Annotated in this window: 14 protein-coding genes; 9 read left to right on the top strand and 5 right to left on the bottom strand. The window is 66.6% G+C overall.

The annotated features are described in order from the left end of the window. Positions 1-41 precede the first annotated feature (41 nt). Entirely contained in the window at positions 42-911 is an 870-nt protein-coding gene (locus KW835_RS06900; protein WP_056412575.1) for an HDOD domain-containing protein, read from the top strand. A gap of 7 nt (positions 912-918) precedes the next feature. On the opposite strand, the gene KW835_RS06895 is transcribed toward KW835_RS06900, so the two are convergent. Genes KW835_RS06895 through KW835_RS06885 form a run of 3 tightly spaced genes read right to left on the bottom strand, consistent with a single transcriptional unit; the run spans position 919 to position 3,813 of the window. Next, positions 919-2,202: an ankyrin repeat domain-containing protein gene (locus KW835_RS06895; RefSeq protein WP_218381625.1), complete on the bottom strand. Its 1,284-nt coding sequence runs from the start codon at positions 2,200-2,202 to the stop codon at positions 919-921. Further along, positions 2,199-2,813: a sigma-70 family RNA polymerase sigma factor gene (locus KW835_RS06890; RefSeq protein WP_218381624.1), complete on the bottom strand. Its 615-nt coding sequence runs from the start codon at positions 2,811-2,813 to the stop codon at positions 2,199-2,201. Before KW835_RS06890 ends, KW835_RS06895 begins: the two co-directional genes overlap by 4 nt. Positions 2,814-2,871: 58 nt before the next feature. Beyond that, complete coding sequence (locus KW835_RS06885) at positions 2,872-3,813, bottom strand: hypothetical protein (RefSeq protein ID WP_218381623.1); 942 nt, start codon at positions 3,811-3,813, stop codon at positions 2,872-2,874. 221 nt (positions 3,814-4,034) lie between these two features. Between KW835_RS06885 and KW835_RS06880 the strand changes: the two genes are divergently transcribed. From KW835_RS06880 to KW835_RS06845, 8 genes are all read left to right on the top strand, one after another. Next, positions 4,035-4,763 carry an AAA family ATPase gene (locus tag KW835_RS06880; protein ID WP_218381622.1) on the top strand — a complete coding sequence of 243 codons (729 nt, stop codon included), beginning with the start codon at positions 4,035-4,037 and terminating at the stop codon, positions 4,761-4,763. Between the two features lie 119 nt (positions 4,764-4,882). Beyond that, complete coding sequence (locus KW835_RS06875) at positions 4,883-5,524, top strand: peroxiredoxin (RefSeq protein ID WP_218381621.1); 642 nt, start codon at positions 4,883-4,885, stop codon at positions 5,522-5,524. Between the two features lie 71 nt (positions 5,525-5,595). Then, positions 5,596-6,183 (top strand): alpha/beta hydrolase, encoded by a 588-nt coding sequence (locus KW835_RS06870; protein ID WP_218381852.1) that lies wholly within the window; start codon positions 5,596-5,598, stop codon positions 6,181-6,183. A 251-nt stretch (positions 6,184-6,434) separates the two neighbouring features. Further along, positions 6,435-7,439, top strand: a complete 1,005-nt coding sequence (locus tag KW835_RS06865) for a sulfate ABC transporter substrate-binding protein (protein WP_218381620.1) — start codon at positions 6,435-6,437, stop codon at positions 7,437-7,439. Between the two features lie 33 nt (positions 7,440-7,472). Continuing rightward, positions 7,473-8,342: a sulfate ABC transporter permease subunit CysT gene (cysT, locus tag KW835_RS06860; protein WP_218381619.1), complete on the top strand. Its 870-nt coding sequence runs from the start codon at positions 7,473-7,475 to the stop codon at positions 8,340-8,342. Then, positions 8,339-9,241, top strand: a complete 903-nt coding sequence (gene cysW / locus KW835_RS06855; protein WP_218381618.1) for a sulfate ABC transporter permease subunit CysW — start codon at positions 8,339-8,341, stop codon at positions 9,239-9,241. Before cysT ends, cysW begins: the two co-directional genes overlap by 4 nt. Positions 9,242-9,253: 12 nt before the next feature. Further along, on the top strand, positions 9,254-10,378 hold the full coding sequence (locus tag KW835_RS06850) for a sulfate/molybdate ABC transporter ATP-binding protein (protein WP_218381617.1): 1,125 nt from the start codon (positions 9,254-9,256) through the stop codon (positions 10,376-10,378). 144 nt (positions 10,379-10,522) lie between these two features. Beyond that, positions 10,523-11,053, top strand: a complete 531-nt coding sequence (locus KW835_RS06845) for a disulfide bond formation protein B (RefSeq protein ID WP_218381616.1) — start codon at positions 10,523-10,525, stop codon at positions 11,051-11,053. An 87-nt stretch (positions 11,054-11,140) separates the two neighbouring features. Here KW835_RS06845 and KW835_RS06840 read toward each other — a convergent pair whose 3' ends face one another. Then, on the bottom strand, positions 11,141-11,809 hold the full coding sequence (locus KW835_RS06840) for a glutathione S-transferase (protein ID WP_218381615.1): 669 nt from the start codon (positions 11,807-11,809) through the stop codon (positions 11,141-11,143). Then, on the bottom strand, positions 11,806-12,816 hold the full coding sequence (locus tag KW835_RS06835) for a rhodanese-related sulfurtransferase (RefSeq protein WP_218381614.1): 1,011 nt from the start codon (positions 12,814-12,816) through the stop codon (positions 11,806-11,808). The genes KW835_RS06840 and KW835_RS06835 overlap by 4 nt, the downstream gene beginning before the upstream one ends. Positions 12,817-12,859 lie beyond the last annotated feature (43 nt).

Raw genomic sequence — 12,859 nt, 5'->3', positions numbered from 1 at the left:
TGGGCGCAGGCGTGGACTGCACGCGTCGCCCTGTACGCGCCTTGACTTCTGCCCACCCCATCGACCAGCACATCCGGCAGGTGCGCATGCACCCTTCCGTGCGGGCCATCGTGATTCCGCCCTGCCCGGAATCCCTGTTGCGGCTGCAGGCCATCATGGCCGAGCCGGAGATAGACGCCGATGCGCTCGATCAGCTGGCCTCATCCGATGTGGCCATGGCGGCGGCGTTGATCCGCCTGGCCAACAGCCCGCTGCACGCGCTGGCGCAGCCGGTGCAAACCGTGGGCATGGCGCTCACGGTGCTGGGCTTGCACCCTTCGGTGGAACTGCTGTCGGCCTTCATCACCCGCAATGCGCTGCTGGTGCGCTCACCGCTGCTCGACCATTTCTGGGAGAGCTCGCAGCGCCGGGCCATCGCCTGCGAGCACATCGGCCGCCAGCTCTACAGCTTCGACCCCGGCCTGGGCTACAGCTTCGGGCTGTTCTGCCATGTGGGTATGCCGGTGCTGGTGAAGGCGGTGCGCGGCTACGGCTCCACGGTGACCGAAGCACTGGCCCGCAGGGACCGCACCTTCACCCAGACCGAAAACGCCAACCACCGCACCGACCACGCGGTGATGGGCGCCATCGTGGCGCGCACCTGGCACCTGCCGGGGGACGTGGCGCAGGCCATCTGGCTGCACCACGACTTTGCGTGCCTGGGCGACGAGCGCTTCAACCCCACGGTGCGCCACCTGGTGGCCCTGGGGATGCTGGCCGAGTACCTTGTCAACCACCACGACAACCTGCCGCCCACCCGCGAATGGCAGGATCACGGCCAGGCCTGCATGGACCACCTGGCCGTGCCGCCAGAAGAGCTGGACCACTGGATCGACGAGCTGCACCCAGCGTTTGAGGCCGTGCGGTTCTAGGAGCCAGTCAGGGCCCCGCGTCGATCAGGTCTGCGATGCGCACGTGGCCCAGGCGCCGCGCTTGCTGCGCGGCAGTCAGGCCTTCCTGGTCTGCCAATGCGCGATTGGCGCCCAGGGCCATGATCCGCTGAACCGTGTCGGCCCTGCCGTTGGCGGCGGCCAGCATCAGTGCCGTCTTGCCCGTGTCGTCGCGGGCGTCAAGGGGGGCGCCTTGGTGCACCAGTTGCTCCACGCGCTGGATGCGGCCCTCACGCGCCGCTTGGCGCAACGCCTGCGCCAACGCGTCGCGGGGCTCGCCGGCGGCGCTGAGCTTGGCTGCAGCGGCACCGGCCGCAACGCCCCCGTTGACCGCATTGCTGCTTTGCAGGCCATGGGCTGCAGGAGCTGCGGGGGATGCCTGGGCTGCAGGCGCCGGGGCGGGCGCAGGAGCGTTTGCCGGTGCTGGTGCCTCGGCAGATCGCGCCGCATCCCTGGCGGCAGGCATGCGTTGCGCGGTGGCGCGCTCGCGCAATGCTTCAGGCGCGGCGGACGGGTTGGGCGGACCTGCAGGTGGCGACGTTGACGTTGACGATTGCGGCGACTGCGCGGGCGCAGGAGCGATCTGCGGTGCCACAGCTCCATCGGTCACCAGCGGCGCGGGCGCGGGCAGCCGCGGTGCTGCTGCGTTGCTGCCTGGCTCTCGCCGGGCGGACTCGGCCTCGGCGACTGCAGGGGCTGGGGCTGACTTGGCCAGCGGCCTGGTGGGTGTCTCTACCGGGTCAACTCTTTCTTGGAGTGCGCGTTGGGCCGCACGTCCTTGCTGGTCCCCAGCGCTGTCCGGCGTTGCCTGGGGGGGCGCTGCCGCGGGCGGTGGAGGCGCGGGGACAGCGTTGGCATCCGCCGCCGCAGAAGGCGCGGTGGTTGGCGCGGTGGGTGGCGCTGCAGGTTCGGGCGCAGGCAACTCCGCGGGGGGCGTTGCGGCCACCTGGCGTTCGCCGAATGCCACTTCTCGTTCTTCGGGTGTTCCGCGCTGGAACTGCAAAAGCAGCAAACCGGTCAGGCCCACCACGGCCACAGTGGCCAGTGCCGACAGCTTCCAGTGCGACTGGTTCGCGGCGGCGCGCCCTGGTGCGGCTGTGGTCGGCGACGGCGCTGCAGTGGCAGAGGCGGCGCCTGAGCCTGAGGCCGCAGCCGCCAGCATCTGGGCATGCGCACGCACGGCATCGCGGACCTGCGCGCCGGGGCGGGCATCGTCCTGGGCGCTGGCTTGGCGGTACCGCTCGGTCAGCTCGTCGTGGTCCGGCGCGCTCATGCAAACTCCTGCAGATGCTGGCGAAGGCTGGCCCGCGCATAGCGCAGGCGGCTCTTGGCCGTTTCAAATGGGACACCGGTGGCTTGCGCAATCTCCTGCACGCTCAGGTCGCCTTCGGCCTGCAGCAAAAAGGCTTCGCGCTGCTCGAAGGGCAACTGCTCCACCGCGGCGATCAGGGCGGCGGCCTGCTCGCGGGACTGCAGCTGGCGCACGGGTCCGAAGCCGGAGTCGGCGGCCAGCGTTTCCGCCAGGCTGCGCTCCGTGCCGTCGGTGACATCAAGGCTCAGGTGCTGCCGGGCGGTGCGGAGATGGTCCACCAGCCGGTTGTGCGCCAGGGTGAACAGCCAGGTGCGGAAACGGGCGGTGGCCTGGTAGCCGCCCGCACTGCGCGCCACGGCAAACCAGACATCCTGAAGCAGGTCGTCGGCCACCGCCTGGACCTTGACGCTGCGATAGACGAACCGCCACACCGCCAGCTCGTGCCGACCGTACAGCGTGTCGAAGGCGCCCATGTCTCCAGCAGCAAAACGCTGCATCAGCGTTTCATCGGCATCGTCGGCGTTGTCGGGCGAGGGGATGGTCGGCACCCGCGCATTATGCGAGGCGCCCATTCACCGCCGGCCCGTCGCGTGGCAGGCGGGCATGCGCAGACTGCGGCCCGCGGGCCGTTCACTTCGGGTCGGGCACATACGACACGTTGTCCGACTGCGGGAAAGCGCGGGGCGACGGCACGCGCGCTGGCTGCTCGCGGATCACGCCGCTGGCCACCAGGTTGGCGCGGCTGTCGTAGCGGATGCTGATCACTTCGTTGGGCTGGTCCTGCAGGCGTGTGAAGGTGGTGTGCGACACGACCGAGGTCTCGCGCTGGCCGTGGGCGGTGCCGAGCCGGAGCGAGGGTGCCGGCATCGACTTGGCCACGCTGCTGTTGGCGGACCGCTGCTCCGACAGCGCGGATGGCCCCGCAGCAGAGGAGTCGTCTTCAGCGGCCGGGGCAGGCGCCGCCGCTGCAGGCGGCGGGGGCAGGGCACCGGCAGAGGGCGTGCTGCGTTGCAGCTCGGCGCTGTCGCGTGCCTCGCGCCGCTGGCGGTCGGGCTCGGGCGCGATGGTCGGCACCGCCACCGGCTGCTGTTCACGGAACAGTGCCACCCCGATCACGCCCACGTTGGCTGGACGGCCGGTTCGGCCGGCATAGGAATTGGCGATGCTCGAAAATTCGAACGCTGCCACCTCGCTGCTGCTTTTGCGCCAACCGGTGATCTGGTAGCGCTCGTACGGAGAGAACACGTACCCGCGCTGGTCCCAGGCCGCGGTCTCGCCGCTGAGCACGTTGACACCGTCCACTGAAGGCACGGCCAGCAAGCGCTCCCCGCTGCGGTTGTGCACCGTGACGGCATAGCGCGCCCCCGGGCGGCCCGCCACCCAGTACTCGCCCTTGGCGAAATGCACCGGCAGCGTGGCCCCGGTGTCGCGGTCCACGATGGTGATGTCGGCCAATCGGCCGATGGCATGCGCCGGAGCGCTGGCCAGCGTCAGAACGGCAGTCAGGACCGTCAGCGCCGTCAGCGCGGGGAGGGTGGTGATGGCGGTCAGGGGGAATGCACCGGTTGTCATGGCAGCTCCATCAAAGAGGTTGTTGGTGCTGGGTGAAACGAACGGGGCGGGCGAATGGGGTTAACCGGCGCAAAAAAATATGAAAATAATTTTCAGGGCTCTCGATGCTGACGACGGGCGTCGGGGACGCATCACGGCTGGGTCTGCCCGCTGCCGCCGCTGCCCGCACGGCGAGGGGCCAGGCCGCCACCGCCCGCGATTGCGCCCGTTAGCATGGCACCATGCTGTCTGCCAAACCCTACCTCCAGAGCGCCTGCATCCGCCCGGATGCCGCCATCGACTACGACACCTACCCCTACAACATACCCGCCATCCGCGAGCTGGGCCGGCTGGAGTTTCACCCGGACGTGACGTTCTTCGTGGGTGAAAACGGTTCTGGAAAGTCGACGCTGCTGGAAGGCATCGCCCTGGCCCTGGGCTACAGCCCCGAAGGCGGCACCCGCAACTTCCAGCTGACCACGGCGGGGTCGGAGTCGTCCCTCCACGAGGTGCTGCGGCTGGCGCGCAGCTACCGCGCCCCCAAGGATGGCTACTTTCTGCGGGCCGAGAGCTTCTTCAACGTGGCCACCTACATGGACGAGGTGGGTGGCTTGGAGCACTATGGCGACAAGTCACTGCATGCCCGCTCGCACGGCGAGGCATTCATGGCGCTGCTTACGTACAGGTTCGGCGGCAAGGGCCTGTACTTGCTGGACGAGCCTGAATCCGCGCTGTCGCCCAACCGGCAACTGGCCGCGCTGTCGGCCATCCACCAACTGGTGGAGGACAAGTCGCAGTTCATCATCGCCACGCACTCGCCCATCCTGCTGTCTTACCCGAACGCCAAGATCATCCAGTTCGACGGCGGCGGCGTGTCCGAAGTCGCATTCGAGGACACCGAGCACTATGTGGTGACGCACGACTTCCTGAACAACTATCAGGATCGACTCCCACGCCTGCTCGCAGGGTGACAGATCCAAGCCGGCTGGTTTTATAGACCTTTTGGCGATTAAGTAAGAGCTATATATTCGTTTGGGTTTTAAAGATCGACTCGCAGAATGCTCCATCAGACATTGAAGGAGCACGTTCCATGGCCACCCTGCGACTCGGCGATATCGCCCCCGACTTCACCCAGGACTCCACTGCCGGCACCATCCGCTTTCATGAATGGGCGGGCGATTCGTGGGTCGTGCTGTTCTCCCACCCCGCCGATTTCACACCCGTGTGCACCACGGAACTGGGCAAGACGGCGGCCCTGGGCGGCGAATTCGCCAAGCGCCGCGTTTTGCCCATCGCCGTGAGCGTGGACCCCGTCGATTCGCACAACCGCTGGGTGGGCGACATCAACGAGACGCAGAACACCACCGTCAACTTTCCCATCCTGGCCGATGCGGACAAGAAGGTGGCAGACCTCTACGACATGATCCACCCCAACGCATCGACCACGGTCACGGTGCGCAGCGTGTTCATCATCGACCCCAAGAAGGTCATCCGCACCACATTCACCTACCCCGCCAGCACGGGCCGCAACTTCGACGAGATCCTGCGGGTGATCGACTCGCTGCAACTGACCGATAGCCACAAGGTGGCCACGCCCGCCAACTGGAAGGACGGCGACGACGTGATCATCGTGCCCAGCTTGCAGGACCCGGCCGAGATCGCGCAGCGCTTCCCCAAGGGCTTCAAGGCCGTGCGCCCCTACCTGCGCATCACGCCCCAGCCCAACAAGTAAGCCGCAGGCACCAAAAAGCACAAGTAGAACCACCAGGGCAGGGCTGCGGCATCGCCGTGGCCGGCCCTCCGATTTCCGTGACCACCACTTCCATCATCATCGTTCCCGGCTGGCGCGACTCGGGCCCCGGACACTGGCAGAGCCTGTGGACCGAACGCCTGCCGCATGCCAGCCGCGTGGTGCAGGACGACTGGATCACGCCCACCCGCTCCGCCTGGGTGGGGCAGCTTGAAAAGACCGTGCTTGCCGCGCCCAACCCCGTGGTGATCGTGGCGCACAGCCTGGGCTGCATTGCCACGAGCCACATGGGCCCCGAAGCGGCGGCGCGGGTGTGTGGCGCCTTGCTGGTGGCCCCGGCAGATCCCGAGCGCCGCGCCGTGCTCAGCGACTTCGCACCCGTGCCCTATGCGGCGCTGCCGTACCGCAGCATCGTGGTGGCCAGCAGCAACGACCCTTACTGCCCCATCCGCCTGGCCGGGGCCTACGCCCGCGCCTGGGGCAGCGAATTCGTGCGCATGCAGAACGCCGGGCACATCAACATCGAATCCGGCCACGGCGAATGGCCTTTGGGGTGGGCGCTGCTGCAGTCCCTGGAAGGAGAACCCGCGCTCAAGGGTTCGGTCGCCCCGCTGCAGCAGGTATTGTCATCACCACTCTAGCGTTTTGCTATATTTTTAATAGCTTCCGGCGCTTTCTGGTCAAGCGCTACTGGCATTTTTTGGCCAGGAATGCCGCACTGCGCACATGCATCCGGTGGCTGTGGGCAGCCGCTGGCAATCATTCGCCCTTCCACCATAGCGAATCTATATTCCAATAGCTGATTATTTAACAAGAATATATTCTTTTGAGTTTTAAGCCATTGCTCCACACAATGGCGAATCTCCGTATCAGCACCTTAGGCGACGCGACCATGACTTCTTTGAAACTCAAGACTCTCCTGGCTTCCCTGGCCCTGGCCGCCAGCGGCATGGCCGCAGCGCAGAACTCGCTGCTCAACGTGTCCTATGACGTGGCGCGCGAGTTCTACAAGGACTACAACGCCGCCTTCGCCGCCCACTACAAGAAGACGACCGGCCAGGACGTGAAGATCGACCAGTCGCATGCCGGCTCCAGCGCCCAGGCGCGCGCCGTGAACGACGGTCTGGCCGCCGACGTGGTCACCATGAACACCACCACCGACGTGCAGTTCCTGGCCGACAGCGGCGTTGTGGCCAAGGATTGGGCCAAGAAATTCCCGCACGATGCATCGCCCACCACCTCGACCATGCTGTTCCTGGTGCGCAACGGCAACCCCAAGGGCATCAAGGATTGGGATGACCTCATCAAGCCCGGCGTGCAGGTGATCGTGGTGAACCCCAAGACCGGCGGCAACGGCCGCTATGCCTACCTGGCTGCCTGGGGCGCCGTGCGCGAAAAGGGCGGCACCGAGGCACAGGCCGCCGAGTTCGTGGGCAAGCTGTACAAGAACGTGCCCATCCTGGCCAAGGGCGGGCGCGATGCGACTGCCACCTTCCTGCAGCGCAACCAGGGCGACGTGCTGATCACCTTCGAATCCGAGGTGGTCTCCATCGACCGCGAGTTCGGCACCGGAAAGGTCGATGCGGTGTACCCCTCGGTGAGCGTGGTGGCCGAGAACCCGGTCGCCGTGGTCGAGCGCACCGTGGCCAAGAAGGGCACGGCGCAATTGGCCAAGGCTTATCTGGACTACCTGTACTCCGAAGAGGCCCAGGAGATCGCCGCCAAGCACGCCATCCGTCCGCGCTCTGAAACCGTGCTCAAGAAGTACGCCGACACCTTCAAGCCGCTCAAGCAGTTCACGGTGGCCAAGTACTTCGGCTCGCTGACCGAAGCGCAGAAGGTGCACTTCAACGATGGCGGCCAGTTCGACAAGCTCTACACGCCCGGCGCCAAGTAAGCCCAGCGCGCTTTTCGTCTTTCTACCTCGCATATGACCACCGCGACTGCAGTGGCCGCAGCCCCGGCCGGTCGGCGCGCGCCCAAGCGCGTGCTGCCCGGCTTCGGGCTGACCCTGGGCTACACGCTTTTCTATCTGAGCATCATCGTGCTGATCCCGCTGTCGGCACTGATCTTCAAGACCTTCACCCTGACCTGGGAGCAATTCTGGGCCGCCATCAGCGCGCCGCGCGTGGTGGCTTCGTACCGCCTTACCTTCGGCGCCTCGTTCCTGGCGGCGCTGGTCAACCTGGTGTTCGGCCTGCTGATCGCCTGGGTGCTGGTGCGCTACAAGTTTCCCGGCAAGAAGATCGTGGACGCGTTGGTGGACCTGCCGTTCGCATTGCCCACCGCTGTGGCCGGCATCTCGCTGACCGCCTTGTTGGCCGGCAATGGCTGGGTCGGCAGCATCCTGGAGCCCCTGGGCATCCAGCTCGCGTTCAAGCCCGCGGGCATCGTGATCGCGCTGATCTTCATCGGCCTGCCGTTCGTGGTGCGCACCGTGCAGCCCGTGCTGGAGGACGCCGAGAAGGAACTGGAAGAAGCCGCCACCTGCCTCGGGGCCACGCGCCTGCAAACCTTCACCAAGGTCATCCTTCCTTCCATCACCCCCGCGCTGCTCACCGGCTTTGCCATGGCATTCGCACGGGCCGTGGGGGAGTACGGCTCGGTGATCTTCATTGCCGGCAACATGCCCATGGTGTCTGAAATCACGCCGCTCATCATCATCGGCAAGCTCGAGCAGTACGACTACGCCGGTGCCACCGCCGTGGCCGTGGTCATGCTGGTCATATCGTTCATCCTGCTGCTGATCATCAATGCGCTGCAGGCCTGGCAACGGCGCCACGCGGGGGCTCCAGCATGAGCGGCAGCAATTCCCGCACCATCCGCCGCGCACAGGCGGGCACCACCGAGGCGCCCTGGGTCCGCTATACGCTGATCGGCATCGCGCTCGCCTTCATGCTGCTGTTCCTTGTGCTGCCGCTGGCCGCCGTGTTTGCCGAGGCCTTGCGCAAGGGCTTTGGGGCCTACCTCGAGGGCCTGCGAGAGCCCGACGCCTGGGCCGCTATCAAGCTCACGCTGATCACCGCCGCCATCGCGGTGCCGCTGAACCTCGTGTTCGGCGTCGCGGCCGCCTGGTGCATCGCCAAGTACGAGTTCAGGGGCAAGGCGTTCCTGACCACGCTGGTGGACCTGCCGTTTTCCGTCTCTCCCGTGGTGGCGGGCCTGATCTACGTGCTGATGTTCGGCGCGCAGGGCTGGTTCGGCCCCTGGCTGCAGGCGCATGACATCAAGATCATCTTCGCGGTGCCGGGCATCGTGCTGGCCACGGTGTTCGTGACCTTCCCGTTCATCGCCCGCGAGCTCATCCCGCTGATGCAGGCCCAGGGCAACGACGAGGAGCAGGCCGCCATCGTGCTGGGCGCCACCGGCTGGCAGACCTTCTGGCACGTGACGCTGCCCAACATCAAGTGGGGTCTGCTGTACGGCGTGATCCTGTGCAATGCGCGGGCCATGGGCGAGTTCGGTGCGGTGTCCGTCGTGTCGGGCCACATTCGTGGGCAGACCAACACCATTCCGCTGCACGTCGAAATTCTCTACAACGAGTACCAGTCCGTGGCCGCGTTCGCTGCTGCATCGCTGCTGGCCTTGCTGGCCCTGGTCACGCTGGTCATCAAGACCATTGCCGAACACCGCAACGAGCAGGCGCAGAAGGCAGCTGCCGAATTGCCCCCGGAGCGGCCCGCACCCGCCGCCCGCTGAAGGAACAAGACCATGAGCATTGAAATCCGTAACGTCAGCAAGCAGTTCGGTGACTTCCACGCGCTGCGCGACGTGAGTCTGGACATCGCCTCGGGCGAACTCATAGCGTTGCTGGGGCCCTCGGGCTGCGGCAAGACCACGCTGCTGCGCATCATCGCGGGCCTGGAGACGGCCGATGTCGGCACCATCCACTTCAGCGGCGAAGACACCACCGACGTGCACGTGCGCGAGCGCAACGTGGGCTTTGTGTTCCAGCACTACGCGCTGTTTCGCCACATGACCGTGTTCGAGAACGTGGCCTTCGGCCTGCGCGTCAAGCCCCGTGGCGAGCGCCCGAGCGAGGCGCAGATCAAGCAGAAGGTGACCGACCTGCTCAAGCTCGTGCAGCTCGACTGGCTGGCCGAGCGCTACCCCTCGCAGCTCTCGGGCGGGCAGCGCCAGCGCATTGCGCTGGCCCGCGCCCTGGCGGTGGAGCCCAAGGTGCTGCTGCTCGACGAGCCCTTCGGCGCCTTGGACGCCAAGGTGCGCAAGGAACTGCGCCGCTGGCTGCGCCGCTTGCACGACGAGCTGCATGTGACCAGCATCTTCGTGACCCACGACCAGGAAGAGGCCCTGGAGGTGGCCGACCGCGTGGTGGTGATCAACCAGGGCCGCATCGAGCAAAGCGGCTCGCCGCAGCAAGTGTGGGACCAGCCTGCCAGCCCCTTCGTCTACGGCTTCCTGGGCGACGTGAACCTGTTCCACGGCCGGGCCCATGAAGGTCTGGTGCACCTGGACGGCATGCAGATCGACTCCCCCGAGCACCAGGGCGCGCAGAACGCCAAGGCCTTTGCGTACGTGCGCCCGCACGATCTGGACGTGGAGCGCTACTCCCCGGGCGCCGGACTCGACGCCCAAGGCCGCCCCCGCGGCATCGTGGCGCAGCTCAGCCGCGCCATCGTGGTGGGCCCGATCGCGCGCCTGGAACTTATTCCATCCCAGGATCACAAACCAGCGGACAATGCGTCCCCGGAACACTTGATCGAAGCGCAGATCCCTGCGCAGCAGTTCAAGGAGATGGGTTTCAAGGAGGGTGAAACGCTGGTGGTGACACCGCGCCGCGCCCGGGTTTTTCTGGACCACGCCGCTGGGATCTGACTCCCCCTGAGCCGCTGCGCGTCTTCCCCCTCTGGGGGACGCACCCGGTGGACTGGCGGAGCCAGATCCACGGATGCACTGGCGCGGACGGTGCCCGTTTCACCGGCGGCACCGTTTGCAATGGCTACTGATGAGGGATAAGAAATGAATTGGTTGACTGCGGCCCCGCGCCGCGTGCTGGCGCTGATCAGCGTGGCGTGTGTGGCGATGCTGGCTTTCGGCATGTACCTGCAGCACGTGGTGGGCCTGGAGCCTTGCCCGATGTGCATCGTGCAACGCTATGCTCTCATTGCTGTAGCAATTTTCACAGGCCTGGCAAGCGCAAGGGGCTCAAAAGGCTGGTGGATGGGCTGGGGTGTGCTGGCCCTGATCGCATCCGGCTTCGGCGCATTTGTGGCTGCCCGTCAGAGCTGGCTGCAGTGGTACCCGCCCGAGGTCGCCACTTGTGGCCGCGACTTCTACGGCATGATCGAAAACTACCCCATCAGCCGCGCCGTTCCCATGATCTTCCGTGGCTCGGGCGACTGCGCTGCGATCGACTGGACCTTTCTGGGTGGCTCCATCGCCAACTGGTCGTTCGTCTGCTTCGTGGGGTTTGCGGTGGTGCTGCTGGCGTTGCTGGTGCGTGGCCTCAAAACCGCTGGCAGGAAGGGTTCGGGGTACTCGATGGCGTGATGCCGTTGGCTTCGTGGAAGCATCGAAAGGGCGCTCATTGAGCGCCTTTTTGCTTTTTGGCAGCGTGCCGCGCCATCCATTCCAGTCTCAATGCAGCGGCGCCTCGGAGAAAGGAAAACCCACACCTTGCGCCCCATCCACCCACGGCGGCAGCTTGGGCATCACGCTGGCCAGCAGCGGCGACGCCTGCCATTGGGCCAGCCAGGCCTGCAAACGCGGCCAGGGCTGAGCGGCCCACCAGTCCGTGTCGATACCTGCGAACTGTCTCACGAAGGGGGCGATGGCCATGTCGGCGATGGAGACCGCGTGTCCGAAAAGATGGGGCGCTGCAGACAGGCGGGCTTCCAGCAAAGCCAGCCATGCAGAGGCTTTGGCACGCTGCGAATCCGTATCGGTGCCCGGGTAGCGGCTGGGGTACTTGCACCGGTCAAGCGCATGTTTGAAGCTGCCGTCGCACTCGGCCATCAGCGCCAGCATGTCCTCAAGGCTGCCGTGGTCCGGGGCGAGCCAGGCAGCGGGGTCGTTTTGCCGCAGGGCCCACAACATGATGTCCAGACTCTGCTCCAGCACCTGGCCATTCGGCAGCACGAGCACGGGCACGGTGGCCTTGGGCGAGGCCTGCAGCAGCCCCTGCGGCTTGTTCTTGAGCACCACTTCGCGCAGCTCGCAGGCCTGGCCGCTCACGGCGATGGCCAGGCGGGCGCGTATGGCATAGGGGCAGCGGCGGAAGGAATAGAGGACGGGCAGGGCGCTCATGGGGCTGTGCCTCCGCCCTCGCCCTCATTGTCCGCATCGGTCTGCCTGGGGGCTGCACGCGCGGAGCCGGGCTGCCGTGCGCCGATGTGCTCTTCGCCGCGCTGCGCGGCCAGCTGCATCTGCCGCTCGCGCTCGGCCAGGGCCCGCTCCTGCTCGGGCGTGCGGGTGCCGTGGCAATACGGGCAACTCACGCCTGCCACATAGTGCGGCGACTGCAGTTCGGCCTCGCCCAGCGGCATGCGGCAGGAGCGGCACAGCTGGTGGTGCCCGCGCACCAGGCCGTGGCCCACCGACACGCGTTCGTCGAACACGAAGCAGTCGCCCTGCCAGCGGCTGGCGTCAGCGGGTACGGTTTCGAGGTACTTGAGGATGCCGCCTTCGAGGTGGAAGACCTCCTCGAATCCCTGCGACCTGAGCAGCGCGGTGGACTTCTCGCAGCGGATGCCGCCCGTGCAGAACATGGCCACGCGTGGCTTGCCGGCCAGCACGCCGCCCGGCTGCGATTGTTCGGCCACCCAGGCCGGAAACTCCGCAAAGCTTTGGGTATGCGGGTTGACCGCGCGCGCGAAGGTGCCGATGCCCACTTCGTAGTCGTTGCGCGTGTCGACCACCACCACGCCGGGGTCATCGATGAGCGCGTTCCAGTCCTCGGGCTTGACATAGGTGCCCGCGTTGCGGGCCGGGTTCAGTCCGGGCACGCCCAGGGTGACGATCTCGCGCTTCAAGCGCACCCTCATGCGGTAGAACGGCATGCGCTCGGCCGGTGCCTCCTTGTGCTGCAGGGCGGCAAAGCGCGGGTCGCTGCGCAGCCACGCCAGCACGGCGTGCACGCCCTGCGGTTCGCCCGCGATGGTGCCGTTGATGCCCTCGGGCGCCAGCAGCAGCATTCCGCGCACGCCGTGCGCGTCGCACAGCGACTGCAGTGGCTCGCGCAGCTGCGCAAAGTCCGGCAGGTCCACGAACTGGTAAAGCGCGGCGGTGAGAAGGCGGGGTGTGACGGAGTCCACGAAATGTCCACGAAATGGCGGGAGGCAGGAGGAATGGGAGGGG

This window comes from Acidovorax sp. sic0104, assembly GCF_019219095.1.
Lineage (GTDB): Bacteria > Pseudomonadota > Gammaproteobacteria > Burkholderiales > Burkholderiaceae_C > Acidovorax.
Note: the sequence above shows the minus strand (reverse complement) of the source record. Positions and strands in the feature narration are given on the sequence as shown.

Excerpts from the sequence above, each read along its gene's own strand:
- cysW (WP_218381618.1), top strand. The coding sequence starts at position 8,339 with ATGAGCGGCAGCAATTCCCGCACCATCCGCCGCGCACAGGCGGGCACC.
- KW835_RS06845 (WP_218381616.1), top strand. The coding sequence starts at position 10,523 with ATGAATTGGTTGACTGCGGCCCCGCGCCGCGTGCTGGCGCTGATCAGC.
- KW835_RS06865 (WP_218381620.1), top strand. The coding sequence starts at position 6,435 with ATGACTTCTTTGAAACTCAAGACTCTCCTGGCTTCCCTGGCCCTGGCC.
- KW835_RS06895 (WP_218381625.1), bottom strand. The coding sequence starts at position 2,202 with ATGAGCGCGCCGGACCACGACGAGCTGACCGAGCGGTACCGCCAAGCC.
- KW835_RS06840 (WP_218381615.1), bottom strand. The coding sequence starts at position 11,809 with ATGAGCGCCCTGCCCGTCCTCTATTCCTTCCGCCGCTGCCCCTATGCC.
- cysT (WP_218381619.1), top strand. The coding sequence starts at position 7,473 with ATGACCACCGCGACTGCAGTGGCCGCAGCCCCGGCCGGTCGGCGCGCG.
- KW835_RS06885 (WP_218381623.1), bottom strand. The coding sequence starts at position 3,813 with ATGACAACCGGTGCATTCCCCCTGACCGCCATCACCACCCTCCCCGCG.
- KW835_RS06890 (WP_218381624.1), bottom strand. The coding sequence starts at position 2,813 with ATGGGCGCCTCGCATAATGCGCGGGTGCCGACCATCCCCTCGCCCGAC.
- KW835_RS06850 (WP_218381617.1), top strand. The coding sequence starts at position 9,254 with ATGAGCATTGAAATCCGTAACGTCAGCAAGCAGTTCGGTGACTTCCAC.
- KW835_RS06880 (WP_218381622.1), top strand. The coding sequence starts at position 4,035 with ATGCTGTCTGCCAAACCCTACCTCCAGAGCGCCTGCATCCGCCCGGAT.
- KW835_RS06875 (WP_218381621.1), top strand. The coding sequence starts at position 4,883 with ATGGCCACCCTGCGACTCGGCGATATCGCCCCCGACTTCACCCAGGAC.